At 71.6% G+C, this 24,670-nt stretch carries 25 protein-coding genes; 20 read left to right on the top strand and 5 right to left on the bottom strand.

Annotation, left to right across the window (positions count from 1 at the left end):
- The first annotated feature begins 69 nt into the window (after positions 1 to 69).
- From FB557_RS13355 to FB557_RS13325, 7 genes are all read left to right on the top strand, one after another.
- Positions 70 to 1,368, top strand: coding sequence for an acetyl-CoA C-acetyltransferase (locus FB557_RS13355; protein ID WP_144858116.1), 1,299 nt, complete (start codon positions 70 to 72; stop codon positions 1,366 to 1,368).
- Between the two features lie 43 nt (positions 1,369 to 1,411).
- Entirely contained in the window at positions 1,412 to 2,743 is a 1,332-nt protein-coding gene (locus FB557_RS13350; protein WP_144858115.1) for a 3-oxoacyl-ACP reductase, read from the top strand.
- Positions 2,743 to 3,609, top strand: coding sequence for a MaoC family dehydratase (locus FB557_RS13345; protein ID WP_144858114.1), 867 nt, complete (start codon positions 2,743 to 2,745; stop codon positions 3,607 to 3,609). The genes FB557_RS13350 and FB557_RS13345 overlap by 1 nt, the downstream gene beginning before the upstream one ends.
- The gene (locus FB557_RS14760) at positions 3,518 to 4,147 is read left to right on the top strand and encodes an aspartate/glutamate racemase family protein (protein WP_144858113.1); all 630 of its coding nucleotides are present in this window, start codon (positions 3,518 to 3,520) and stop codon (positions 4,145 to 4,147) included. Before FB557_RS13345 ends, FB557_RS14760 begins: the two co-directional genes overlap by 92 nt.
- 102 nt (positions 4,148 to 4,249) lie before the next feature.
- Positions 4,250 to 6,244 (top strand): threonine--tRNA ligase, encoded by a 1,995-nt coding sequence (gene thrS / locus FB557_RS13335; RefSeq protein ID WP_144858112.1) that lies wholly within the window; start codon positions 4,250 to 4,252, stop codon positions 6,242 to 6,244.
- A gap of 36 nt (positions 6,245 to 6,280) precedes the next feature.
- Complete coding sequence (locus FB557_RS13330) at positions 6,281 to 6,733, top strand: GNAT family N-acetyltransferase (protein WP_144858111.1); 453 nt, start codon at positions 6,281 to 6,283, stop codon at positions 6,731 to 6,733.
- 134 nt (positions 6,734 to 6,867) lie between these two features.
- Complete coding sequence (locus tag FB557_RS13325; RefSeq protein ID WP_144858110.1) at positions 6,868 to 7,431, top strand: HIT family protein; 564 nt, start codon at positions 6,868 to 6,870, stop codon at positions 7,429 to 7,431.
- Here the strand turns inward: FB557_RS13325 and FB557_RS13320 are convergent.
- On the bottom strand, positions 7,355 to 8,227 hold the full coding sequence (locus FB557_RS13320; RefSeq protein ID WP_246074828.1) for a hypothetical protein: 873 nt from the start codon (positions 8,225 to 8,227) through the stop codon (positions 7,355 to 7,357). The genes FB557_RS13325 and FB557_RS13320 overlap by 77 nt on opposite strands.
- Entirely contained in the window at positions 8,224 to 8,682 is a 459-nt protein-coding gene (locus tag FB557_RS13315; protein WP_144858108.1) for a hypothetical protein, read from the bottom strand. The genes FB557_RS13320 and FB557_RS13315 overlap by 4 nt, the downstream gene beginning before the upstream one ends.
- A gap of 64 nt (positions 8,683 to 8,746) precedes the next feature.
- Between FB557_RS13315 and pgsA the strand changes: the two genes are divergently transcribed.
- Genes pgsA through FB557_RS13295 form a run of 4 tightly spaced genes read left to right on the top strand, consistent with a single transcriptional unit; the run spans position 8,747 to position 12,063 of the window.
- A complete protein-coding gene (gene pgsA / locus FB557_RS13310) occupies positions 8,747 to 9,385 on the top strand; it encodes a phosphatidylinositol phosphate synthase (protein ID WP_144858223.1) in 639 nt (212 codons plus the stop codon).
- 1 nt (position 9,386) lies between these two features.
- On the top strand, positions 9,387 to 10,325 hold the full coding sequence (locus FB557_RS13305; RefSeq protein ID WP_144858107.1) for a phosphatidylinositol mannoside acyltransferase: 939 nt from the start codon (positions 9,387 to 9,389) through the stop codon (positions 10,323 to 10,325).
- Positions 10,322 to 11,482 (top strand): glycosyltransferase family 4 protein, encoded by a 1,161-nt coding sequence (locus FB557_RS13300; protein ID WP_144858106.1) that lies wholly within the window; start codon positions 10,322 to 10,324, stop codon positions 11,480 to 11,482. The genes FB557_RS13305 and FB557_RS13300 overlap by 4 nt, the downstream gene beginning before the upstream one ends.
- The gene (locus tag FB557_RS13295) at positions 11,479 to 12,063 is read left to right on the top strand and encodes a hypothetical protein (RefSeq protein WP_144858105.1); all 585 of its coding nucleotides are present in this window, start codon (positions 11,479 to 11,481) and stop codon (positions 12,061 to 12,063) included. The genes FB557_RS13300 and FB557_RS13295 overlap by 4 nt, the downstream gene beginning before the upstream one ends.
- A 93-nt stretch (positions 12,064 to 12,156) precedes the next feature.
- Here FB557_RS13295 and fdhD read toward each other — a convergent pair whose 3' ends face one another.
- Positions 12,157 to 12,963 (bottom strand): formate dehydrogenase accessory sulfurtransferase FdhD, encoded by an 807-nt coding sequence (fdhD, locus tag FB557_RS13290; RefSeq protein WP_144858104.1) that lies wholly within the window; start codon positions 12,961 to 12,963, stop codon positions 12,157 to 12,159.
- Entirely contained in the window at positions 12,964 to 13,557 is a 594-nt protein-coding gene (locus tag FB557_RS13285) for a GNAT family N-acetyltransferase (protein WP_246074827.1), read from the bottom strand.
- 96 nt (positions 13,558 to 13,653) lie between these two features.
- Here FB557_RS13285 and FB557_RS13280 point away from each other — a divergent pair, with 96 nt between their 5' ends.
- The 9 genes from FB557_RS13280 to FB557_RS13240 all read left to right on the top strand — a co-directional run bounded on the left by FB557_RS13280 (position 13,654) and on the right by FB557_RS13240 (position 23,195).
- Positions 13,654 to 14,427, top strand: a complete 774-nt coding sequence (locus tag FB557_RS13280; protein WP_144858103.1) for a YebC/PmpR family DNA-binding transcriptional regulator — start codon at positions 13,654 to 13,656, stop codon at positions 14,425 to 14,427.
- Positions 14,428 to 14,509: 82 nt separating this feature from the next.
- The gene (gene ruvC / locus FB557_RS13275; protein WP_144858102.1) at positions 14,510 to 15,055 is read left to right on the top strand and encodes a crossover junction endodeoxyribonuclease RuvC; all 546 of its coding nucleotides are present in this window, start codon (positions 14,510 to 14,512) and stop codon (positions 15,053 to 15,055) included.
- The gene (gene ruvA, locus FB557_RS13270) at positions 15,052 to 15,645 is read left to right on the top strand and encodes a Holliday junction branch migration protein RuvA (RefSeq protein ID WP_144858101.1); all 594 of its coding nucleotides are present in this window, start codon (positions 15,052 to 15,054) and stop codon (positions 15,643 to 15,645) included. The genes ruvC and ruvA overlap by 4 nt, the downstream gene beginning before the upstream one ends.
- A 26-nt stretch (positions 15,646 to 15,671) precedes the next feature.
- Positions 15,672 to 16,787, top strand: coding sequence for a Holliday junction branch migration DNA helicase RuvB (gene ruvB / locus FB557_RS13265; protein ID WP_144858221.1), 1,116 nt, complete (start codon positions 15,672 to 15,674; stop codon positions 16,785 to 16,787).
- 63 nt (positions 16,788 to 16,850) lie between these two features.
- The gene (yajC, locus tag FB557_RS13260) at positions 16,851 to 17,225 is read left to right on the top strand and encodes a preprotein translocase subunit YajC (protein ID WP_246074825.1); all 375 of its coding nucleotides are present in this window, start codon (positions 16,851 to 16,853) and stop codon (positions 17,223 to 17,225) included.
- Positions 17,225 to 19,162: a protein translocase subunit SecD gene (gene secD / locus FB557_RS13255; protein ID WP_144858100.1), complete on the top strand. Its 1,938-nt coding sequence runs from the start codon at positions 17,225 to 17,227 to the stop codon at positions 19,160 to 19,162. Before yajC ends, secD begins: the two co-directional genes overlap by 1 nt.
- Complete coding sequence (secF, locus tag FB557_RS13250; protein ID WP_246074823.1) at positions 19,159 to 20,355, top strand: protein translocase subunit SecF; 1,197 nt, start codon at positions 19,159 to 19,161, stop codon at positions 20,353 to 20,355. Before secD ends, secF begins: the two co-directional genes overlap by 4 nt.
- Positions 20,352 to 20,906 (top strand): adenine phosphoribosyltransferase, encoded by a 555-nt coding sequence (locus tag FB557_RS13245; RefSeq protein ID WP_144858099.1) that lies wholly within the window; start codon positions 20,352 to 20,354, stop codon positions 20,904 to 20,906. The genes secF and FB557_RS13245 overlap by 4 nt, the downstream gene beginning before the upstream one ends.
- A 9-nt stretch (positions 20,907 to 20,915) precedes the next feature.
- On the top strand, positions 20,916 to 23,195 hold the full coding sequence (locus FB557_RS13240; RefSeq protein ID WP_144858098.1) for a RelA/SpoT family protein: 2,280 nt from the start codon (positions 20,916 to 20,918) through the stop codon (positions 23,193 to 23,195).
- A 20-nt stretch (positions 23,196 to 23,215) separates the two neighbouring features.
- Here the strand turns inward: FB557_RS13240 and FB557_RS13235 are convergent, their stop codons facing one another.
- Entirely contained in the window at positions 23,216 to 24,625 is a 1,410-nt protein-coding gene (locus tag FB557_RS13235) for a DUF349 domain-containing protein (protein WP_246074821.1), read from the bottom strand.
- Positions 24,626 to 24,670: the final 45 nt, after the last annotated feature.

Genomic DNA, 24,670 nt, shown 5'->3' with positions numbered 1-24,670 from the left:
CGCATAAATCACCGGCTCCGGCGACGTCCGTCGCCGCCGGGCCCCCTCGATTCCTCAGGAGATGCGCCAGTGGCTTCACCCCAGCCCGACCAGACGCGCCGTGCCGCGATCCTCGGCGGCAACCGGATCCCCTTCGCCCGGCAGTTCGGGCCGTACGCCCAGGCGAGCAACCAGGACATGCTGACCGCCGCGATCGAGGGTCTCGTCGCCCGGTACAACCTCGGCGGGCAGCGCCTCGGCGAGGTCGTCGCCGGCGCGGTGATCAAGCACAGCCGGGACTTCAACCTCACCCGGGAGAGCGTGCTGGGCTCCAGCCTGGACCCGCACACCCCCGCCTACGACATCCAGCAGGCGTGCGGCACCGGTCTCGAGGCCGCGATCCTCGTGAGCAACAAGATCAAGCTCGGCCAGGCCGAGAGCGGCATCGCCGGTGGCGTCGACACCTCCTCCGACGCCCCGATCACCGTCTCGGAGAAGCTGCGCACCAAGCTGCTCAAGGTCAACCGGGCGAAGGGGGCGGGCGCGCAGCTCAAGGCGCTGGGAGCCATCCGACCGACCGACCTCGGGATCGAGACGCCGGCCAACTCCGAGCCGCGCACCGGCTTGTCCATGGGTGAGCACATGGCCCAGACCGCCAAGCGGTGGGGGATCACCCGGGAGGCGCAGGACGAGCTGGCGGTGGCCAGTCACCGGGGCCTCGCGCGGTCCTACGACGAGGGATTCCAGGACGACCTCGTCACCTCCTTCAAGGGTCTGGCAAGAGACCAGAACCTGCGCCCGGACTCCTCGATGGAGAAGCTGGCCAAGCTCAAGCCGGCCTTCGGCAAGGGCGACGACGCGACGATGACCGCCGGCAACTCCACGCCGCTCACCGACGGGGCCTCCGTGGTGCTGCTCGGCAGCGAGGAGTACGCCGCGGAGCACGGGCTGACCGTGCAGGCCTACTTCGTCGACGGTGAGACCGCCGCGGTCGACTACGTGCACGGCGAGGAGGGCCTGCTCATGGCCCCCGCCTACGCCGTCCCGCGGCTGCTGGCCCGCAACGGGCTCACGCTGCAGGACTTCGACTACTACGAGATCCACGAGGCCTTCGCCGCCACGGTCCTCTCGACCCTCAAGGCGTGGGAGGACGAGGACTTCTGCAAGGACAAGCTGGGTCTGGACGCCCCGCTGGGCTCGATCGACCGCGACAAGCTCAACGTCAACGGCTCCTCGCTGGCGGCCGGCCACCCCTTCGCCGCCACCGGTGGCCGGATCGTGGCCGCCCTGGCGAAGATGCTGCACGAGAAGGGCCCGGGCAGCCGCGGGCTGATCTCGATCTGCGCGGCAGGCGGCCAGGGCGTCGTGGCCATCCTCGAGGGCGCCTGAGCCGCGCTCGGACCCACCACCCCCTTCGACCAGGAGAAGAGACATGGCATTCGACTACGGCAAGTTCGTCAGCGGCGGGCTCGGCAAGCAGCTCGCCACCACCCTCGGCCTGCCCCGGCCCACGACGCTGCGGCGGCACACTGCCGGGGCCAAGCTGATCAACGGCGCGGTGCTCGTCGGTGGGCACGGCGACACCCCCGTCGCCGACCGGGTGAAGACCCTGCTGGCTGACGCAGGGGTCCAGGTCGCGACCCAGGCCTCCACCTCGGTCGCCGGAGTGGTCGTCGACATGACGTCGGTGGAGTCACCTGCGGACCTCGAGACGCTGCGCGCGATCGTCGCCCCGGCGCTGAAGACCCTCGCCCCGACGGGACGGATCATCGTCATCGGCCGGCCGGTCGAGGACGCCGCGACGGTCGCCCAGGCGGCGGCGCGCCGGGCGCTCGAGGGCATCGTGCGCTCCATCGGCAAGGAGATGCGCGGCGGCGGCACGGCCAACACCGTGCTCGTGGCCGAGGGCGCCGACGACGCCGTCGACGCGACAGTCCGCTTCCTCCTCTCTGGCCGCTCGGCCTACGTCTCCGGGCAGGTCGTCACCGTCGGCAAGCCGGTCGGGTCGGTCGAGGCTCCGACCGACTGGGACAAGCCGCTGGCCGGCAAGGTGGCGGTCGTCACCGGCGCCGCGCGCGGCATCGGTGCCTCCATCGCCGACGTGCTCGCCCGCGACGGGGCGACGGTCGTCTGCGTCGACATCCCCGCCGCCGGCGGGCCGCTCGCCGAGGTCGCCAACCGCATCGGCGGCAGCGCGCTGCAGGTGGACGTCACCGCCGAGGACGCGGGCGCCAAGATCGCCGAGCACGCCCGTGCCCGGCACGGAGGCTTCGACATCGTCGTGCACAACGCCGGCATCACCCGCGACAAGCTGCTGGCCAACATGGACGCCGACCGCTGGGCCTCGGTGCTCGACGTCAACCTGAGCTCTATCCTCGCGATGAACGAGACGCTGATCCCGGCGATCAACGACGGCGGTCACGTCGTCAACGTCGCCTCGATCGCCGGCATCGCCGGCAACCGCGGCCAGACCAACTACGGCGCATCCAAGGCCGGAGTCATCGGGATGACCTCGGCGCTGGCCGAGGAGGTCCGGGCGAAGGGGGTCACGGTCAACGCGGTCGCACCCGGCTTCATCGAGACCGAGATGACCGACAAGGTCCCCTTCGCCACCCGCGAGGCCGGTCGACTGATGAACAGCCTCAACCAGGGCGGCAAGCCGGTGGACGTCGCCGAGACGATCGGCTGGTTCTCCTGGGACGCCAACCGCGGCGTCACGGGCAACACGGTCCGCGTCTGCGGCCAGATGCTCCTGGGGGCCTGATGGCGGTCGAGACGCTCACCGAGACCCCCAGCCTGCTGCCGGTCTTCGTCAAGTCGGCGCTCGGCGGGAAGAAGAAGGGTGACTCCCTCCCGCAGACCTCCTACCGGCTCGCCGACCAGGTGGTCGACCGGCAGCACCTGCAGGACTACCAGCGGCTCTGCGGCTTCGCCGCCGACGACACGCTGCCGCACACGTACCCGCACATCCTCGGCTTCCCGCTGCAGATGCAGCTGATGTCGCGCGAGGACTTCCCGCTGCCCCTGGTGGGCCTGGTGCACGTCGAGAACGAGATCACCGTGCGCCGACGGCTCACCGCGGAGGATGTGCTCGACATCACCGTCTCCGCGGAGAACCTCGCCCCGCACCCCAAGGGCACGACGGTGCAGATCGTCACGGTCGCCGAGGTGTCCGGTGAGCAGGTCTGGGAGGGCCGCTCGACCTACCTCGCCCGGGGCAAGGGTGACCCGGACGCGGCCCGCGGGTCGATGCCGGACCTGCCAGAGGTGTCGCCCGGACAGGGTGCGGCCATCTGGTCGCTGCCGAAGGACTTCGGCCGGCAGTACGCCAAGATCTCCGGCGATGTGAACCCGATCCACATGAGCGGGCTGACCGCCAAGGCGATGGGGTTCCCGGCGGCGATCGCGCACGGCATGTGGACCTACGCACGCTGCGTGGCCACCCTCGGTCCGGCCGCGAGCGGACCGTCGAGCAGCCACGTGTGGTTCAAGAAGCCGGTGCTGCTCCCGGGCAAGGTCGAGCTCGTCGTCGAGCCCGGTGACCCGACGCTCCTCGGCCTGCGCAAGCCGGTGCGCTCCTCCGCCGACCGGGTCGTCGAGCACCTCGTCCTCACCGTCGAGACCCGCTGACCACCCCTTCGCAGATCCCCGGGGAACCTCAGACGAACGGCTCCCCGCCCCCTTCGCAGATCCCCGGGGAACCTCAGACGAACGGTCGGCTCAGCGCGCCCGGTGCCGCAAGGCCTGGATCATCGCTCCGACGGCCGGCACCGACTCGCTGCCGGGGCGGTGCACCAGGGCATGGCGGCGTCGTCGCCCGCCGACCGTTGCCGCCACGGGGCGACGCGGTCGCGGCGCGGGGATCTCCGTCGTCGTCCCCACCGCCGATGACCGTGAGCTGGTGGACCGGGTCGTCTTCGACGAGCTGACGAAGGGGGTCGTCACCGAGGCAGCACAGCGCGACTTCGTGCGGGTCGTCGCCGAGCTGGCGGCCCAGGGCGCACAGGCCGTGGTCCTCGCATGCACCGAGATCGAGGTCCTCTTCCGCGAATGCGCGGCGCCGCTCCCGCTGGTGGACTCCATGGACAGCCATGCGGCCGCGATCGCCGACTACCTCCTCACCGGTGAACTCCCCGCCCCGGGCCGGGTTCAGGCGCCCGCCCGATAAGGCCTGCGGGTCACCCCTTCGCCCCGGATAGCATCGTCGGTGGCCCGCCGCGCCCCGGCCGGCCATCGCCAGCACACCCGATCACCCCCGAGGAGCCCCGAAGTGCCAGCCCAGATCACCGTCCACGTCGCCGGAGACGAGCGAACGGTCGAGCAGGGCACCACTGCGGCCGAGCTCTTCGAGGGCGACAAGGCGGTCCTCGTCGCCCGGGTGAGCGGCGAGCTGCGCGACCTCGCCCACGTGCTCGCGGACGGCGACGTCGTCGAGCCGGTCACCGCGGACGAGCAGGACGGTCTGGACGTGCTGCGGCACAGTGCCGCTCACGTGCTCGCTCAGGCCGTGCAGCAGGCCAACCCGGACGCGAAGCTCGGCATCGGGCCGCCGATCCGCGACGGCTTCTACTACGACTTCGATGTCGCGGAGCCCTTCACGCCCGAGGACCTCAAGTCCCTCGAGAAGGCGATGCAGAAGATCATCAACGAGGGCCAGGCCTTCGTGCGCCGGGAGGTGGGCGACGAGGACGCCTTGGCCGAGCTGAAGGACGAGCCGTACAAGTGCGAGCTCATCGGCCTCAAGGGCGGAGCCGGCGCCGATGTCGAGGACGCCGCCGAGGGGGCGTCGGTCGAGGTCGGCGGCTCCCAGCTGACGATCTACGACAACGTCCGCCGCGACGGCACGGTCGCCTGGGGTGACCTGTGCCGCGGCCCGCACGTGCCGAGCACGAAGGTCCTCGGCAACGCGTACAAGATCATGCGCTCCGCTGCCGCCTACTGGCGCGGCTCGGAGAAGAACCCCCAGCTACAGCGTATCTACGGCACGGCCTGGCCGAGCAAGAACGAGCTCAAGGCCTATCTCGACCGCCTCGCCGAGGCCGAGAAGCGCGACCACCGCAAGCTCGGCGCCGAGCTTGACCTCTTCTCCTTCCCCGACGAGCTCGGCTCCGGGATGGTCGTCTTCCACCCCAAGGGCGGGGTGATCAAGCGGGAGATGGAGGACTACGTCCGGCGGCGGCACATCGAGGAGGGCTTCGAGTACGTCTCGACGCCGCACATCTCCAAGGACGGGCTCTTCCACACCTCCGGGCACCTGCCGTACTACGCCGACACGATGTTCCCCCCGATGGAGCTTGAGCACGCCGAGTACCGGCTCAAGGCGATGAACTGCCCGATGCACAACCTCATCTACCGCTCGCGCGGGCGCTCCTACCGTGAGCTGCCGCTACGGCTCTTCGAGTTCGGGTCGGTGTACCGCTTCGAGAAGTCCGGGGTCGTCCATGGGCTGACCCGAGTCCGGGCGATGACGCAGGACGACAGCCACTCCTATGTGACGGCCGAGCAGGCACCGGCTGAGATCGACCACCTGTTGCGCTTCGTCACCGGGCTGCTCGCCGACTTCGGGCTCGACGACTACTACTTCGAGATCTCCACCCGCGACACCGAGGGTGACAAGGCAGCGAAGTTCATCGGCTCCGACGAGCAGTGGGAGACCGCGACGGCCGTGCTTCGTGAGGCTGCCGCCGCCTACGGGGTCGACCTCGTCGAGGACCCGGGCGGCGCAGCCTTCTACGGCCCGAAGATCTCGGTCCAGGCGCGCGACGCCATCGGCCGGACCTGGCAGATGAGCACGATCCAGTACGACTTCAACCAGCCGCACCGGTTTGGGCTGGAGTACCAGGCCGCGGACGGCACACGCCAGGAGCCGGTGATGATCCACTCGGCGAAGTTTGGCTCGATCGAGCGCTTCTTCGGCGTCCTCGTCGAGCACTACGCGGGCGCCTTCCCGGTCTGGCTCAGCCCGGTCCAGGCGCTCGGGGTGCCGGTCGCCGAAGACTTCGAGCCGTACCTCCAGGGGGTCCTCGACCAGCTCGCCGCCGCGGGTGTGCGGGTCGAGATGGACCGCAGCGACGATCGATTCCCCAAGAAGATCCGCAACGCGAGCAAGTCCAAGGTGCCCTTCACCCTCATCGCGGGCGCCGAGGACCAAGAGGCCGGGGCGATCTCGTTCCGCTACCGCGACGGAAGCCAGGAGAACGGCGTGCCGGTCGCCGACGCGGTCGCCAAGATCCGCGAGGCGATCGACACCCGCGCCCAGGTCTGACCCGAAGGTGCTGCATGCAGCACCTAGAGTGCCGGCATGGACGCGACCATCAGGCCGGTCGAGCGGCGCGACGCCTTCGCCCTGGCTGCGCTGCGCATCCAGCAGGACCGCGAGGCGGGGCACATCCCGCGCGACGGCTTCCTCACCGACTACGCCGACGCCTTCCTGCAGACCTTCGACCGCTACCGGGGGTGGCTCGCCGAGCTGCCCGACGGCGACCCGGCCGGGTGCCTCCTCGCCCTGCGTGTGCGCAAGCTCCCGACCCTGACCCAGACCCGTCCGGAGTGGTGGTACGTCCAGCAAGTCTTCGTCGCCTCCGCCTTCCGCCGCCAGGGGATCGGAGCCGCCCTGATGACGGCGGTGCAGCGGACGGCCCGCGACGAAGGGGTGCGCTGGCTCGAGCTGCGCAGCAGCGACGCCGGCCGGCCGCTCTTCGAGTCGGCCGGCTTCACCACCCCTTCGCCTCGGGTCATGCAGTGGACCCCCTGACCCGGGGTCACTCTCGGCGACCGAGATCCCATAGGCCCCGAGGGTCCTGCCCAGGCGCCCGGGAATTTTCCTGAGCGTCTGACAGAAACCTAGGGAGATTCGGATCTGGGGGTGGGGGATCTAGGATCGCGGGGATGAGCGAGACGACCGGGCCCGAGCCGCTGCCGACCGAGGACGCTCGCGCGTTCACCGGCGTCCCGGATGGCTTCGACCGGCTGTGGACCCCGCACCGGATGGCGTACGTGACCGGCGAGCGGCCGAGTGCGGACGCGGGGGAGGGGTGCCCCTTCTGCGTCGCACCGGCGAAGGGGGACGACGAGGGCCTGGTCGTGGCGCGCGGCGAGCACTGCTACGTCGTGATGAACCTCTTCCCGTACAACGCCGGGCACGTCCTCGTCTGCCCCTACCGGCACGTCTCGCTCTACGTCGACCTCACCGAGGAAGAGCTGGCCGAGTTCACCGCGATGACCCGCACCGCGATCAAGGTGATCCAGGAGACCTCGGCCCCCCACGGCTTCAACATCGGGATGAACCAGGGCGACGTCGCCGGCGCCGGGGTCGCCGCGCATCTGCACCAGCACGTCATCCCGCGCTGGGGTGGCGACATGAACTTCCTGCCGATCATCGCCCAGACCAAGGCGATCCCGATCCTGCTCGAGGACGCCAGGGCAGCGCTCGCCCAGGCCTGGCCGGGCTGAGCCGCTCCAGGGGGAGGAAGGCGAAGAGGCACACCACCAGCGGCAGGAAGTGGATGTGCAGCAGGTAGGCGGTGGTTGCGTGGAAGGCGAAGCACAGCCCGACCGCGACCAGCAGGGCCCGGCCGCGCAGCCACAGCATGACCGGGCTGAGGAACTCCAGCCCGAGCAGCGTCCACTGCGTGGCGTGCACCAGCGAAGGGTGCGAGCCCAGCCACTGGGCGACGTCGTTGCCGCGCCGGCTGAACGCCCAGACGAAGGTCGACCCGTTGGCCCACAGCCAGGTGCCGAAGCGCATCTTCGCCACCGCCGAGAGGAAGTACGTCGCGACCGCCCCGATCTGGATCATCCGCAGCGCCCACCCGGCCGCTCGGCTGGTGCCCACGTCGTCGGTGCGAGCCGCCCCGACCGTCGGGAGCACGAGGAGGGCGACCATGAGCGCGAAGTGGTCGTGGTCGATCTTGCTGTACGAGAAGGCGTTGCTCATCCAGTCCAGCATCCCGATCGCGCACACCCCTCCGGCCAGGCGCGGCAGCCGGCCGGTCGCCGCCACGAGAGCACTGACGACGATGACCACCAGCAGCACCCGCACGTACACCGGGCTGGGCTGCGGCAGCAGCAGCAGGAGGTCGCGCACCGGCAGCTCCTTGTAGAAGGCGACCGGGACATCGCCGTGCGGGATCGGGTCGGTGACGTTGACGAGGACGTCGAAGACGACGAAGGGGTAGACCAGCCATCTCATCCAGGCCACCCGGGCGAGCGGCAGCTGGGGCATGGACCACTCGAGCAGGCGCCTCACAGGCCACGCTCCGGGTCTAAGGGGTGCACCACGTCCCAGGTCGCGAGCGTCTGGATCTCGCGGACCGGCTCCGGTCCGAGCACGCGGTGATCGTTCATCACCCGTACCTGCCGCCACCGGGGCAGCTCGGGCTGGCGCCGGGCGTGCAGCACCGCCACCGCCTGGAGCTTGCCCGGATCGGCGACGACCGAGGCCAGCTGGCCCTCGAGCTCGGAGCGCTCCAGCCCGAGGTGCTCCCGGTCGAGCCCGACGCGCACCTCCTCCCCGTCGACTGTCGTCGCCTCCAGGTAGGGCGAGTTGATCACCCCGCCGTCGTCCTCGACGAGGAAGGCGTACTGCGCCATCGGTGCGAACGGCCACCACCGGTCATCCCCGACGAGGCTGCCGGCCACCACCCCGCCCACCACGAGGCCGGTGACGACGAGCCGCCAGCCGGCACCCACCCCTTCGCGCATGGGCACACCCAACAGCGCGTGGCGAGGAGAGGGCAAGCGGGCGCGCGGCTACGCTGGTCCCGCCATGCTGAACCGCTACGCCCGCGCCTTCTTCACCAAGGTCTTCACCCCCCTCGCCCGGCTGCTGCTGCGGCTGGGGATCAGTCCCGACGTCGTCACCGTCGTCGGGACGCTCGGGGTGTGCTTCGGTGCGCTCTTCTTCTTCCCCCGCGGTGAGCTCTTCTGGGGCGTCATCGTCATCACCGCGTTCGTCTTCTCCGACACGATCGACGGCGTGATGGCCCGCCTCCAGGGGCGCCAGGGCGTCTGGGGGGCCTACCTCGACTCGACGCTGGACCGCTTCGGCGACGCGGCGGTCTTCGCGGGCCTGACGATCTGGTTCTTCCGCGGGGGCGACCACGTCGTGACCGCCTGCCTGGCGCTGGCCTGCCTCGTGCTGGGCAGCCTGGTGTCGTATGCCAAGGCCCGCGCCGAAGGGGTGGGGCTCAGTGCCGACGTCGGTATCGCCGAGCGTGCCGACCGGCTCGTCTCCACCCTGGTCACGACCGGCCTGGTCGGCCTCGGCCTGCCCCAGGTCGTGCTCACCGTCGTGCTGGCGCTGCTCGCCGTCGCGAGCGCGATCACCGTGGTGCAGCGAATGGGCACGGTCCGGCGCCAGGCCTTCGCCGCCGTCGACGGCTCGCTGCCGGCGACCCGGGGCTGACGTGCGCGACCGGCTCGTCGTCCTCGCCTTCCGCCTGGGCTGGGCGCTCGTGCGCTACGTGCCCGAGCGCCTCATGTACGCGGCCGTCGACCGTGCGGCGCGGGTCGTGCACCGGCGTGGCGGCGAAGGGGTCGAGCAGCTGCGGCGCAACTACGCCCGGGTGCGCCCCGACCTGGGCGAGGAGGAGCTGGACCGGGTGACCGGCGAAGGGGTGCGCTCGGCCTTCCGCTACTACGCGGAGGCGTTCCGCCTCCCGGCTCTGACCGGAGCCGACATCGACGAGCAGGTGCGGTTCGGCGGGCCGGGGGCGGCCTCCCTTCGCGCCGACCTGGACCAGGGCAGGCCGGTGCTGTGCTTCCTCGGGCACCTGGGCAACTGGGACCTGGCGGGCGCGTGGTGCGCCCGGCACCTCGGGCACGTGGTCACCGTGGCGGAGCGGCTGCGCCCGGAAGAGATGTTCGAGGCGTTCCTCGCGTTCCGCGAGGGTGAGCTCGGGATGACGATCTACCCGGCCGCGCCGGGGACCCTGGACCGTCTCCGGGAGCAGCTGGCCAGCGGCGAGCCGGTGGTCATGCCGCTCCTTGCCGACCGAGATCTTTCGGCGAAGGGGGTGGAGGTCGACCTGTGCGGGCACCGAGCCCGGGTGGCCGCCGGCCCGGCGATCCTCGCCGTCGAGACCGGTCTGCCGGTCTACGTCGTGTCGATGTGGCACGAGCGTCGCGGTCGGCGCTGGGGGATGGACATCGAGGTGGGGGAGCCGGTACGCCCCGCACCTGGGGAGACCCGCGAGGAGGCGGTGGTCGGGGTGACCCAGCGGTCCGTCGACCAGCTCGGCCGCGCGATCGCCGAGCGGCCCGCGGACTGGCACATGATGCAGCGGGTGTTCCTCAGCGACCTCGACGCCGACCGGCTGGCGCGGGCCCGCGGGGAGGCGGCATGAGGGTCGGCCTGGTCAGCCCGTACTCCTTCGACGTGCCGGGCGGGGTGCAGTTCCACATCCGTGATCTCGCCGAGCAGCTCATCGACCAGGGCCACGAGGCGTCCGTGCTCGCCCCGGCCGACGAGGGCACCGTGCTGCCCCCGTACGTGGTCTCGGCGGGCCGGGCGGTGCCGATCCGCTACAACGGGTCGGTGGCCCGGCTGAACTTCGGTCCGATCGCGGCCGCCCGGGTGGGCCGGTGGGTGAGCGACGGCGACTTCGACCTGCTGCACATCCACGAGCCGGTCACCCCGAGCGTCGCCGTGCTCGCCCTGTGGGCGGCCACCTCCCCGGTCGTCGCGACCTTCCACACCTCCAACCTGCGCTCGCGGGCGATGCAGGCCGCCTACCCGCTGCTGCGGCCCTCGCTGGAGAAGATCAACGGCCGCATCGCCGTGTCCGAGGACGCCCGGCGCACCGTCACCACCCACCTCGGCGGCGATGCCGTCGTCATCCCGAACGGCGTGCGGACCAGCTACTTCGGGGCGGCGCGGCGGCGGCCGCAGTGGTGCGGGGCGCCGGGCCGGCCGACGATCGCCTTCCTCGGGCGGATCGACGAGCCGCGCAAGGGCCTGCCGGTGCTGGCCGAGGCAATGCCCGAGGTGCTGCGTGCCCTCCCCGGCGCTCGCCTGCTCGTCGTCGGCCCGGGCTCGAGCGAGGCGGCGCGGTCGCGGATGCCGGCGGAGGTGGCCGCTGCCACCGAGTTCCTCGGCGCGGTGAGCGAGGAGGACAAGGCCGCCCTGCTCGCGTCGGCCGACATCTATGTCGCCCCGCACACCGGGGGAGAGAGCTTCGGCATCGTCCTCGTCGAGGCGATGGCGGCCGGTGCGCCGGTCCTCGCGAGCGACCTGCCCGCCTTCGTCCGGGTGCTCGACGGCGCCCGGGCAGGGGCGACCTTCCGCACCGGGCAGGCCGGCGACCTCGCGACCCAGCTGACCGGCCTCTTGCATGACCGCGAGCGGCGCGACGAGCTCGCCGCGCGCGGTCGGCGCCGGGCCGAGGTCTTCGACTGGGACGTCGTGACCCGGCAGGTCACTGCCGTCTACGAGACGGTGCTCGATGCGCGTCCGCGACCCCGTGGGGTGGCTTCGCTGCGCCAGGGGGGCGGTTCGAGATGAGCGCGCTGGAGTGGAGCGCCCTCGTCCTGGCGCTGGTCATCCTCATCGCCTGGTATCTCAGCTACTCCGCTGCCCGGCTCGACCGGCTGCACGCCAAGGTCGAGGGCGCGCTCTCCGCGCTCGACGCGGCCCTGGTGCGCCGCGCGGAGGCATCCCTCGAGCTGGCCAACTCCGGCGCTCTCGACCCGGCCTCGGGCTTCCTCATCGCCGGGGCGGCGAGCCAGTCCCTGGAGCGCACGACCGAGCGAGCATTCGAGAGTGACCTGCTCGAGGGGCAGCACTTCGCGGGGAGCGAAGGGGTGGAGTCCGAGCTGACCGAGGTGCTCCTCGCGGCCCTGCCCGACGACGTCATCGCTCGGACCCGCGACGACGGCGGGCTGGGCGCCGCCGCCCTGGAGCGGGTGGAGGCGGCCGGCCTGAGGGTGCAGCTCGCGCGGCGCTTCCACAACGATGCGGTCAAGGAGGTCCAGCGGGTGCGCGGCAAGCGAGTGGTCCAGCTCTTCCGCCTCGCCGGCCATGCCGACCTGCCGCAGACCGTCGAGCTCGACGACAGCTTCCCGCGCGCCCGCGACGGCAGCTGACCACGCCCCAGATCCGAATTTCCCTAGGTTCCTGCCAAGACGCTCAGGAACATTCCTGAGCGTCTGGCAGGAACCTAGGGAAATTCGGGGGCCTTAGATGTCGTCGATGCGCTCGGGGTGGCTGCAGACGGTGAGGCGGTCGCCGCGGGCGAAGGCGACGAGGGTCAGCCCGAGCTGCTCGGCGGCGTCGACGGCCAGGCTGGACGCGGCGGAGACGCAGGCGAGGACCTCGACCCCCGACATGGCGGCCTTGGCGACGATCTCGAAGCTCGCCCGCGAGCTCACGACGAGCAACGGCGGCGGCGACTCCGCGCCGTCGATGATCACCGCGCCGAGCACCTTGTCGACCGCGTTGTGCCGTCCGACGTCCTCTCGCACGTGGACGACCTCGCCCGCGGCACCGGCCAGCGCCGCGCCGTGGGTGCCCCCGGTGCGCTCGAAGACCGACTGGGCCTCGCGCAGGCCGTCGAGGGCGCGGTGCACGGCCGTCGGCGTGACCGACGTGGCCACCGGGACGGGCGTCCCCCCGAGCCGGTCGGTCACCGCATCGATCGTGCTCGACCCGCACAGGCCGCACCCGCCGTAGGCCGCGAGCGTGCGCTGCGAGCTGAGCGCCGGACCCCCCGCGACGGTCAGCGCGATGTCGAGCACGTTGAGCTCACCGGTGTCGGAGCAGAAGCGGGCGGTGCGCACGTCCTCGCGCGTGCGGATCACCCCTTCGGAGCGGAGCAGCCCGTGCGCGAGCTCGACGTCCTCGCCCGGGGTGCGCATCGTGACGGTGAAGGGCTCGCCGTCGACCCGGATCTCCAGCGGCTCCTCAACCGCGAGGGTGTCCGGCCGACGATCCACCTCGGCCCCGCGCACCCTCGTCACGAGCCGCCGGGCCGTGCGCCGCCCCACTTAGGCGCTCCTGCTCTGCTCGGCGGCCCGAGACTGGGCGGGTTCAGCAGGTGCAGGGGGCACCGCCGGCAGGGTCATGAGCAGCACTTCGGGCTCCTCCTCGTCCAGCCAGCCAGGACGCATCGTGCCGATGTCGATCCAGCCGAGGTGACGGTAGAGCCGGACGGCGTTGAGGTGGGTCGGGACGACGTCGAGGACCGGTTGGCGACCGAGCGCGCGGATGTGCCGGGCGGCGGTCTCGAGGAGGCGACGTCCCACCCCTTCGCCCCTGACCCCGGGATCGACGAAGAGGACCGAGACCGCCGCGAGCTCCGCGGCGGGGCGTCCGGTCGCCCTCTCGAACGCGGTCGCGACGTCGCCGGACGCGGTCGACGCGATGAGCGAGGTCACCGAGACGTGGCCGACGATCTCGCCATCGTGCTCGGCGACGGCGGCGGCGAGCTCGCCGGGTCGGACGACGAAGTCCTCGACGGGATAAGGCAGCGGCCACTGGAAGGGGTACCGACTGCTCGGCTGCTGCCTCGCGAGCAGCGCGCACACCGCCGCGACGTCCTCCGTGCGCCGATGACGGATGGTCGGTGAAGACAAGCTCACCCGACCGAGGTTACGGGCGGCGCGGGCCCCCGAGAGCGAGGGGGCGACTAGAGTTGTCCGTCGAACCAGCACGCAGGACCTCGAGGGAGACAATTCGTGAGCGGTCACTCCAAGTGGGCGACGACCAAGCACAAGAAGGCGGCGATCGACGCCAAGCGGGGCAAGCTCTTCGCCAAGCTCATCAAGAACATCGAGGTGGCCGCGCGTACCGGCGGCGGTGACCCGGCGGGCAACCCCACCCTCTACGACGCGATCCAGAAGGCGAAGAAGAGCTCGGTCCCCAACGACAACATCGACCGCGCCGTCAAGCGCGGCTCGGGCGCCGAGGCCGGAGCGGCCGAGTACGAGCCGATCACCTACGAGGGCTACGCCCCCGGCGGCGTCGCGGTGCTCATCGAGTGCCTCACCGACAACCGCAACCGCGCGGCGGCCGAGGTGCGCACCGCGCTGTCCCGCAACGGCGGCAACCTCGCCGACCCCGGCTCGGTCCAGTACGTCTTCGACCGCAAGGGCGTCGTCATGGTCCCCAAGGCTCAGGGCGAGGGCAAGGAGGACGTCAGCGAGGACGGTCTGCTCGAGATCGTCCTCGAGGCCGGCGCCGACGAGATCAACGACCACGGCGACTCCTTCCAGCTCGTCTCCGAGGCCACCGACTTCGTCGCCGTGCGGACCGCGCTGCAGGAGGCCGGCGTCGACTACGACTCCGCCGAGGCCTCCTGGGTGCCGAACCTCCAGGTCCCGCTCGACCTCGACGGGGCCCGGAAGATGATCCGCGTCGTCGAGGCGCTCGAGGACAGCGACGACGTGCAGAACGTCTACGCCAACGGCGACATCCCCGACGAGGTGCTCGCCGACCTCGACGAGGGCTGAGCCTCGCGTGTCGCTGTGGCGCGGCGCGCGGCGTAGTGCGTAGGTTGACGTACGAACAGATGTTCGGACGAAGGGAGCGGCCATGCGAGTCCTCGGTGTCGACCCGGGCCTGACCCGGTGCGGCCTGGCCGTCGTCGACAGCGGCTCCGGACCCGGTCGGGTGGCGATGGTGGCGGTGGGCGTGGTGCGCACGACGAGCGCGCGCACGACCGGTGATCGGCTGGCCTACCTCCAGGACGAGCTGGACGTGTGGCTCGACCGCTTCGACCCGGACGTCATCTCCCTCGAGCGGCTCTACGTCGCCGACCACGTGCCCACCGTCATGACGACCGCGATGGTCAGCGGGCTGGTCCACCTCGCCGCCGCCCGGTCCGGCCTGGAGGTGCACGAGTACACCCCGACCGAGGTCAAGGCGTCGGTGACCGGGACCGGGCGCGCCGACAAGGCGCAGGTGACGAGCATGGTGACTCGCGTCCTCGGCCTGGACCAGGCGCCACGACCGGCCGATGCCGCCGATGCCCTCGCCGTGGGGGTCTGCCACGCCTGGCGGGGAGTCGGAGCGCACCGTCGCGCCGCGGCGGCGGCGTCCGAGCGGGCCCGCCTCGCGGCAGCGGGAGCAGCGCGATGATCGCCTCGCTCACCGGGACCGTCCGGCACGTCGGGCTCGACCGCCTGGTGCTCGACGTGCACGGCGTCGGCATGCTCGTCTACACCCCACCCGCGGTCGCGGCGGGTTGCCGCACCGGTGCGGCCGTCGAGCTGGCCACCAGCCTCGTCGTGCGCGAGGACTCGCTCACCCTCTACGGCTTCGACGCGGCGGGGGTGCGTGACACCTTCGAGCTGCTGCAGAGCGTGTCGGGCGTCGGCCCGCGCGTCGCCCTCGCCGTCGTCTCCGTCCTCAGCCCGGACGAGCTGGCCAGCGCGATCAGCGCCGACGACGTCCGCGCCCTGACCAGGGTGCCGGGGATCGGCAAGAAGGGCGCCGAGCGCCTCGTCCTCGAGCTCCGCGACAAGATCCCTTCCGGGACAAGCCAGGGAGATGCCGTCGCGGCACCCGCTCGGGAGTCCTGGCAGCGGCAGGTGGTCGAGGCGCTCGTGGGGCTCGGCTACTCCGTCTCGCAGGCCGAAGCAGCGCTGGAGCGCGCGAGCGACCAGCTCGGCGAGGACCCGGAGGTCTCCGAGGCGCTGCGTGCCTCCCTGCGAGAGCTCGCTGGATGAGTCGGCACAAGGGGTTCTCCTCGGAGATGCGGGAGGCGCCGGACCGGTCGGCGCACGACCTGGCCGAAGGGGGTGCCGACGGCTCGTACGACGCGACGGCCCGCATCGTCGACCCCAGTGACCCGGGTCAGGAGGAGGACACCGCGATCGAGGCCGCGCTGCGGCCCAAGCGGCTGGCCGACTTCCCCGGGCAGAGCAAGGTCCGCGACCAGCTCGGCCTGGTCCTCGAGGCCGCCCGGCGACGCTCCGCGCCCCCGGACCACGTCCTGCTCTCGGGGCCTCCGGGGCTGGGCAAGACGACGTTGGCGATGATCGTCGGTGCCGAGCTGGGCCAGCCGGTCCGGGTCACCTCGGGCCCGGCGATCCAGCACGCCGGTGACCTCGCCGCGATCCTCTCCTCGCTCGCGGAGGGAGAGGTCCTCTTCCTCGACGAGATCCACCGCATGTCCCGGGCCGCCGAGGAGATGCTCTACCTCGCGATGGAGGACTTCCGGGTCGACGTCATCGTCGGCAAGGGCCCCGGGGCAACCGCAATCCCGCTCGAGCTGGCGCCCTTCACCGTCGTCGGCGCGACCACGCGCGCGGGCCTGCTGCCCGCGCCCCTGCGTGACCGCTTCGGCTTCACCGGCCATCTCGACTACTACGAGGTGAGCGACCTCGAGACCATCCTGCGCCGCTCGGCCGGGCTGCTGCAGGTCTCGGCGGACCCCGCCGGCATCGCCGAGATCGCCGGCCGTTCGAGGGGCACGCCGCGGATCGCCAACCGACTGCTGCGCCGGGTGCGGGACTGGGCGCAGGTCCACGGCCACGGAGCGGTCGACGAGCAGGCGGCGCACGACGCGCTGGCCCTCTTCGACGTCGACGAGGCGGGCCTGGACCGCCTCGACCGGTCAGTGCTCGACGCCCTGTGCCGGCGCTTCGGCGGAGGACCGGTGGGGCTGTCCACGCTGGCGGTCGCGGTGGGGGAGGAGACCGACACGGTCGAGACGGTGGCCGAGCCGTACCTCGTGCGCACCGGCTATCTCGCCCGTACCCCGCGCGGCCGGGTGGCCACCCGGCTGGCCTGGGAGCATCTCGGCCTGCGCGCCCCGGAGGGCGCCCAGCCCACCCTTCCCATGGGCGACGTCGGCCGTCTGGGCTGACCCCGGCGCGCCCGCGAGCAGTGCCGTCTGGGGACGCAGGTCCGCCTGGCCTAGACTCCGCAGGTGGCCCGGACCTCACCGGGCCACCGCGCCGTTGCGGCGCAGACCGACCCGCACCACGTACCCACGAGGCTCTCCCCGATGAACGAAGGCTCGCTCGGCAGCCTGCTGATCCTGCTCCTCCCGCTGCTCCTCATCATCTTCATGATCGTCTCCGGACGGCGACGTCAGCGGGTGATGGAGGAGTTCAACGCCTCGCTGGCCGTCGGTGAGGAGGTCGTGACCACCTCGGGCATCTATGGGCGGCTCGTCGAGCTCTCCGAGAGCACGGCCGAGCTCGAGATCGCGCCTCGGACGGTGATCACCGTAGACCGGCGAGCGATCGGCATGCGGGCACCCGGCACCGCCGAGGAGTCGGCGCCCGAGGCCACCGAGTGATGTCCACGGAGCGCCGTGACCCCATCGCCCGGCGGGCCCGGCGCGTGCTCATCGCCCTCCTCGTCGCCGTCACCGCCCTCATCGGTGCCCTCGGCGCGGGGGTGACCTTCTCCGACGCCAACTGGTCGCCGCGGCTCGGGCTCGACCTCGAGGGCGGGACCCAGTTCGTGCTCCGGCCGGTGACCGAGGGCGGCCAGGGGGTCAGCTCCGAGCAGCTCGAGCAGGCGCGGGACATCATCGTCCAGCGCATCGACTCCCAGGGCACGAGCGGCGCCGAGGTGACCACCCAGGGCAACGAGAACATCGTCGTCGCTATGGCGGGACGACCCAGCGCCGAGCAGGAGGACGCGATCCGCGCCTCCTCGCAGATGCAGTTCCGACCCGTCCTTGCGACGTTCGTCGGCTCACCCCAGCCCGAGCCCACCGCGACCGAGTCCGGGGCGAGCGAGGGCGGCGAGCCGGAGTCGTCCGGCGAGGGATCCTCTGAGAGCCCCTCGGCAAGCCCGGGCTCCAGCTCGCCGACGTCGGCCTCCCGCGACCGCGCGCGGGTGGCGCCGGCGGAGCAGAGCTCCCCGCCTCAGTCCGAGGGGTCCGAGGGGTCCGAGCCTGCCGAGAGCGCGTCCTCGTCCGCGACGCCGACCGAGGGTGAGGAGGGGGCCGGTGACTCCGCGACCTCCTCGGCGCCCCAGGGCGGGCAGGCCGGTGCCGACCCCTTCGGCTGGGAGCCCTCGGGCGAACCCACCTCGCCGACCGACCCCAACAACATCTCGAAGGAGACCTACGAGAAGTTCGTCGACCTGGACTGCTCCGCGCAGTCCTCTCAGGTCCCCGAGACCAACCCGGACGAGGCGATCACCGCGTGCAGCGAGGACGGCTCGCTGAAGTACCTGCTCGGCCCGCAGGTCGTCGCCGGCTCGAGCATCACCGATGCCGCCGCGGGCTACCAGACCACCCCGCAGGGGCAGATCACGAACACCCCTGAGATCAGCCTGAGCTTCGACAGCGAGGCGACGAAGACCTACTCCGAGGTCTCCAGCGACCTCGTCGCGCTCCCCAACCTCGGGCAGACCCCGGCCAACCCCCCTTCGTCGTACAACGCCCTCGCGACCGTCCTCGACGGCACCGTGCTCGTCGCGCCCGGCTTCCGCGAGGCGATCCCGAACGGCACCGCCTCGATCACCGGCAGCTTCACCATCGAGGAGGCGCGGGCCCTCGCCCAGTCGCTGAAGTTCGGCGCGCTGCCGCTCTCCTTCGAGGTCCAGTCCAAGGCCGACATCAGCCCCACCCTCGGCTCGGAGCAGCTGCGCTTCGGCATCATCGCGGGCATCGTCGGCCTGCTCCTCGTCGTCGGCTACTCGATCTTCCAGTACCGGGCGCTCGCCCTGGTGACGATCGGCTCGATGACGGTGGCGTTCGGCCTGACCTACCTCGCGATCGCCCTCCTGTCCTGGGGGTACAACTACCGCCTCGACATGGCGGGGGTCACCGGCCTGATCATCGCGATCGGCGTGACCGCCGACAGCTTCATCGTCTACTTCGAGCGGGTGCGTGACGAGCTGCGCGAAGGGAGGAACCTGCGGGCCGCGGTCGAGGCCGGCTGGGAACGGGCCAAGCGCACGATCCTCGTCGCGGACGGGGTGAACTTCATCGCCGCCGCCGTGCTCTACGTGCTCGCCAGCTCCGGGGTGCGCGGCTTCGCCTTCACCCTCGGGCTGACCACGCTCATCGACCTCGCCGTCTTCTGGTTCTTCACCCACCCGCTGCTCACCCTTCTGGCGCGCCGGAAGTTCTTCGCGTCCGGCAGCCCGTGGTCCGGCTTCGAGGTCGAGACCCTGCAGCAGGCCGGGGTGCGCTACCGGGGCCGTGCCCAGTTCGACCTGCCCTCGGAGCGCAAGCCCAGAGCCGGGGTCACCAGTGACGGAGGTGCAGTCCTGTGAGCCGTATCGCGACGTTCGGCAACGACCTGTACACGGGGCGACGCTCCATCGACTTCGTCGGGCGCGCCAAGACGTGGTACGCGATCAGCGCGGTGATCCTCGTCGTGGCGCTCCTCGGCTTCGTGGTCCGCGGCATGAACCTCGGGCTGGAGTTCACCGGAGGCTCGGAGTTCCGGGTAGCGACCGCCGGCGCCCCCTCGGACTACACCACCCGGGCGACCGACGCGGTGCGCGAGACGGCGGGAGCGGGTGCGTCGGCCAACGTCTCGGTCATCGGCGGCAGCACGGTCCGGGTACAGACCGAGGAGCTGACCAGCGACGAGGTCCGCGCGGTGACCGAGGACCTGGCCGGCCAGTTCGACGTCCAGCCGGCCGAGGTCAGTGCCAGCCTCATCGGCCCGTCCTGGGGTGAGTCGGTGAGCCAGCAAGCGCTGCGGGCGCTCGTCGTCTTCCTCGCGCTCACCGCTGTCCTCCTCGCGCTGTACTTCCGGGCGTGGAAGATGGCCCTGGCGGCGCTGATCGCCCTGGCTCACGACATGCTCATCACGGTCGGCATCTACACCTGGTCCGGCTTCGAGATCTCGCCTGCCACGGTGATCGGCTTCCTCACCGTCCTCGGCTACTCCCTCTACGACACCGTCGTCGTCTTCGACAAGGTGCGGGAGAACACCGCCGACGCCTTCGAGACCCGGCGGCAGACCTTCGCCGAGGCCGCGAACCTCGCGGTGAACCAGACCCTGGTGCGCTCGATCAACACCACCGTCATCGCGGTGCTGCCGATCATCGCGGTGCTGGTCATCGGCTTCGCCCGGCTCGGCCCCGGCACCCTCGTCGACCTCTCCCTCGCACTCTTCGTCGGGATGACCGTGGGCGCCTTCTCGTCGGTCTTCATCGCCACCCCGCTGCTCGCCCAGCTGCGCAGCAGGGACCGTGCGGTCGTCGAGCTCGACGAGGAGGCCGCGCGCTACCACGAGCGCCACCCGGCCCAGCAGTCCGCGCCCGCGACGGTGGGGGCCGGCACCGGGTCCCACGCCGCCACCGGGTCTGAGAGGCAGAGCACGCCGACCCGGCCGCGAGAGGAAGCGCCGGCCGACCCGGACGCACCCCAGACCGTGACCGGCCGCACCGTGCACAAGTACGCCCAGGCGGGCCCGCGCAACCAGCCGCGACGCACACCGCGCTCCAAGCGATGAGCGCGCCAGACGCCGTGTCGCTGCGCGCGACCGCGGGGCGGCGGGTGAGCGAGCTGGTCCGGGACGTCCCGGACTTCCCGAAGGCGGGGGTGACGTACAAGGACATCACCCCGCTCATCGCCCACGGCGACTCCCTTCGCCTGGTCGTCGATGCCCTGGCCGCGCCGTACCAGGACCGAGGGGTCGACCACGTCATCGGGCTCGAGGCGCGAGGCTTCATCTTCGGCACCGGGGTGGCGCTCGCCCTCGGCGCGGGCTTCGTCCCGATCCGCAAGAAGGGCAAGCTGCCACCGCGCACGGTCTCCCTCGACTACGAGCTCGAGTACGGCAGCGCCACGATCGAGCTGCGCGAGGACTCCCTTCGCCCGGGCGATCGGGTCCTCGTCATCGACGACATCCTCGCCACCGGCGGGACCGCGCGGGCCGCCGCCGAGCTCGTCGAGTCCCAGGGAGCGCAGATCGTCGGTCTGGACGTCGTGCTCGAGCTTCGTGACCTCGGCGGGCGGGGGGAGCTCCCCGGCCGTTCCGTGGGTGCGCTGGTCAGCGTCTAGGCTCTGTGCATGACGGAGTCGAGGCAGGGCGCCGGCAGCGCCGGAGGCTTCTCCCCGCGCCAGCTCGCGCGGGCCTCGCTCGCGCGCCTCGGCTCCCGATCGCAGCCCTCGGCCGTCCCCGAGCTCGAGCCGATGCTCCAGGTGGTCCGCGCCACCCACCCCAAGGCCGACCTCTCGGTCATCGAGGAGGCCTACCGGGTCGCCGCGCAGGCTCACGAGGGCCAGCAACGCAAGAGCGGTGACCCGTACATCACCCACCCCGTCGCCGTCGCGACGATCCTCGCCGAGCTGGGCATGACCCCGGTGACCCTTGCTGCTGCGCTGCTGCACGACACGGTCGAGGACACCGACTACTCCCTGGAGCACCTCGAGGAGGACTTCGGGGCCGAGGTGGCCAAGCTCGTCGACGGCGTCACCAAGCTCGACAAGGTCACCTACGGCGACGCTGCCCAGGCCGAGACGGTGCGCAAGATGGTCGTCGCGATGGCCCGCGACATCCGGGTCCTCGTGATCAAGCTCGCCGACCGGCTGCACAACGCCCGGACCTGGAAGTACGTCTCGCAGGCCTCGGCCCAGCGCAAGGCCCAGGAGACCCTCGAGATCTACGCCCCGCTGGCGCACCGCCTCGGGATGAACACGATCAAGTGGGAGCTGGAGGACCTCTCCTTCGCCACGCTCTACCCCAAGGTCTACGACGAGATCGTCCGCCTCGTCGCCGAGCGCGCCCCCGCGCGGGAGGACTACCTCGCCACTGTCCGCTCGCAGGTGGTCCAGGACCTCAAGGAAGCGCGGATCAACGCCACCGTCACCGGGCGCCCGAAGCACTACTACTCCGTCTACCAGAAGATGATCGTCGGCGGACGGGAGTTCGGGGAGATCTACGACCTCGTCGCGGTCCGGGTGCTCGTGGACACCGTGCGGGACTGCTACGCGGCGCTCGGCGCCCTGCACGCCCGGTGGAACCCGCTGCCGGGGCGCTTCAAGGACTACATCTCGATGCCGAAGTTCAACATGTACCAGTCGTTGCACACGACGGTCATCGGCCCCGCCGGCAAGCCGGTCGAGATCCAGATCCGCACCCACGCGATGCACCGCCGCGCCGAGTACGGGGTCGCGGCCCACTGGAAGTACAAGGACGACCCCTCGGCGCGGGGAGGCGCCGAGGAGTCCGGGCAGGTCGGAGAGATGGCCTGGCTGCGTCAGCTGCTGGACTGGCAGCGAGAGACCGAGGACCCGGGGGAGTTCCTCGACTCGCTGCGCTACGAGATCAACGCCGCCGAGGTCTACGTCTTCACCCCGAAGGGGCAGGTGATGGCCCTGCCCGCCGGGTCGACACCGGTCGACTTCGCCTACGCCGTGCACACCGAGGTGGGGCACCGGACCATCGGCAGCCGGGTCAACGGCCGCCTCCTGCCGCTGGACTCACCGCTGGAGACGGGCGACGTGGTCGAGATCCTCACGAGCAAGGCCGAGGGTGCCGGGCCCTCGCGCGACTGGCTCGGCTTCGTCCGTTCGCCCCGGGCACGGAACAAGATCCGGCACTGGTTCTCCAGGGAGCGACGCGAGGAGATGGCCGACGCCGGCCGAGACGCGATCGCCAAGGCGATCCGTAAGCAGAACCTCCCGCTGCAGCGCCTGCTCACCCACGACATCCTCGCCAGCGTCACCGACGAGCTGCGCCACCCCGACGTCGACGGGCTCTACGCCGCGGTCGGGGAGGGGCACGTCTCGGCGCAGCACGTCGTCAGCCGGCTGCTCGCGGCCGCGGGCGGGCGGGATGGGGCGTCCGAGGACCTCGCCGAGGCCACCGTGCCCACCCCGGTGTCCAGACGGCGCACCGGCGACCCCGGCGTCATCGTCAAGGGCATGGACGACGTCTGGGTCAAGATCGCCCGGTGCTGCACCCCGGTGCCCGGCGACGACATCATGGGCTTCATCACCCGCGGCAACGGCGTGTCCGTGCACCGGCGGGACTGCACCAACGCCGGGTCACTCGAGCGCGAGGCGGAGCGCCTCATCGACGTGGCGTGGTCCGGCAGCAGCGACAACCTCTTCATGGTCCAGATCCAGGTCGAGGCGCTCGACCGCTCCGGGTTGCTCTCCGACGTCACCCGGGTGCTCTCGGACAGCGCGGTCAACATCCTCTCCGCAACGGTGCAGACCTCGAGCAACCGCACCGCGAAGCTGCGCTTCGTCTTCGAGATGGCCGACACCGGTCATCTCACCCACGTGCTGCGGCAGGTCCAGGACGTCGACGGGGTGTTCGACGCCTACCGGATCACCGGCTGAGCGGGTCGGCCGCCAAGGTCTCAGCCGCCGAGGTCGTCCGCGCCGGCGCGGGCCATCGCGAGCAGCCCCTGGGTGGAGTCGAGCTGCTCCTGCAACCGAGCCCTGCGCCGGTCGTCGGTCGCGGCCTCGATCTGTGCCTCGAGCTCGGTGACCTTGGCCTCGAGCTGCGCGACGAGGCTGTTGGCGCGCGCTGACTTCTCCGGGTCGCTGCGGGTCCACCGGGTGTCCTCGGCGTCGCGCACGGCCTGCTCGACCGAGCGCAGGCCCTTCTCCATCCGGTCCACGTCGCCGCGCGGCACCTTGCCCGCGTCCTCCCAGCGCTGCTGGATGCTGCGCAGCGCGGCCTTGGTCGCGTCGAGGTCCTTGATCGGCAGGAGCGCCTTGGCCTCGGTCAAGAGCTTCTCCTTGACCTCGAGATTGGGCCGGTAGCTCTCGTCCTCACGCTCCTGCTCGGCGTCCTTGGCCGAGAAGAAGGAGTCCTGGGCGGTGCGGAAGCGCTCCCACAGGGCGTCGTCGTCCTTGCGCCCGGCCCGCCCCGCGCGGCGCCACTCCTGCATCAGCCGCTTGAACGCCCCGGCCGTCGGCCCCCAGTCGGTGCTCGTGGCGAGGCGCTCGGCCTCGGCGACGAGCTCCTCCTTGCGGCCCTTGCTCTCGCCGCGGGTGGCCTCGAGCTCGGAGAAGTGAGCCCGGCGGCCCTTGTCGAAGGAGTTGCGCGCCTTGCTGAAGCGCTGCCACAGCGCGTTCTCGACGTCCTTGTCCAGCCGGACCCCGGCCTTCTGGTGGGTCTTCCACTGCTCGAGCAGCTCGCGCATCCGCGCGGTGGAGTCCTTCCACCGGATCTGGTCCTCGGGCTGGGCGGCGACCGCCTCGGCCTGCTCGACGATCCCCTCACGCTCGGCGGCGGCGACCTTCTTGGCCTCGGCTCGCTCGGCGCGCTCACGCTCACGGTGGGCGGCGACACCGGTCTCGACCTCGGTCACGAGCGCGGAGAGGGCGGCGAGGTCACCGACGACGTCGGGCTTCTCGGTGTGGGCCTTGAGCGAGGAGAGACCGTCGGCGACCTCCTTGGCGGAGACCTCGGGGGCGTCCAGGCGTCGCCGCAGCAGCACGGCGGAGGCGTACAGCTCGTCGTACTTGCGGGCGAAGTACTGCAGCGCCTCCGCGGCGTCGGCGCCGGGGTAGGAGCCGACGGCACGCTCGCCGTCACCCTCGCGCACGTAGACCGTCCCGTCCTCGCCGACGCGGCCGAACTCCGCGGAGGCGGAGTGGTCGGACGTCACCGGCGCCGGCGCCGCAGCCGGCGTGGGACGGCGCGGCGCCATCTTCGCCATCGCGGCAGGGGAGGGTGCCGCGGGGCGGGGTGTCGGCTGGGGGGACGGCGTGGCCTGGTCGACGGTGTCGTCGCTCGGCGAAGGGGTGTTGTCGCTCACGAGAGCCGAGCCTAACGTCCGTGCTCCGGTCGGTAGGCTGACCTG

The organism is Marihabitans asiaticum, from assembly GCF_007828725.1.
GTDB lineage: Bacteria > Actinomycetota > Actinomycetes > Actinomycetales > Dermatophilaceae > Marihabitans > Marihabitans asiaticum.
Note: the sequence above shows the minus strand (reverse complement) of the source record. Positions and strands in the feature narration are given on the sequence as shown.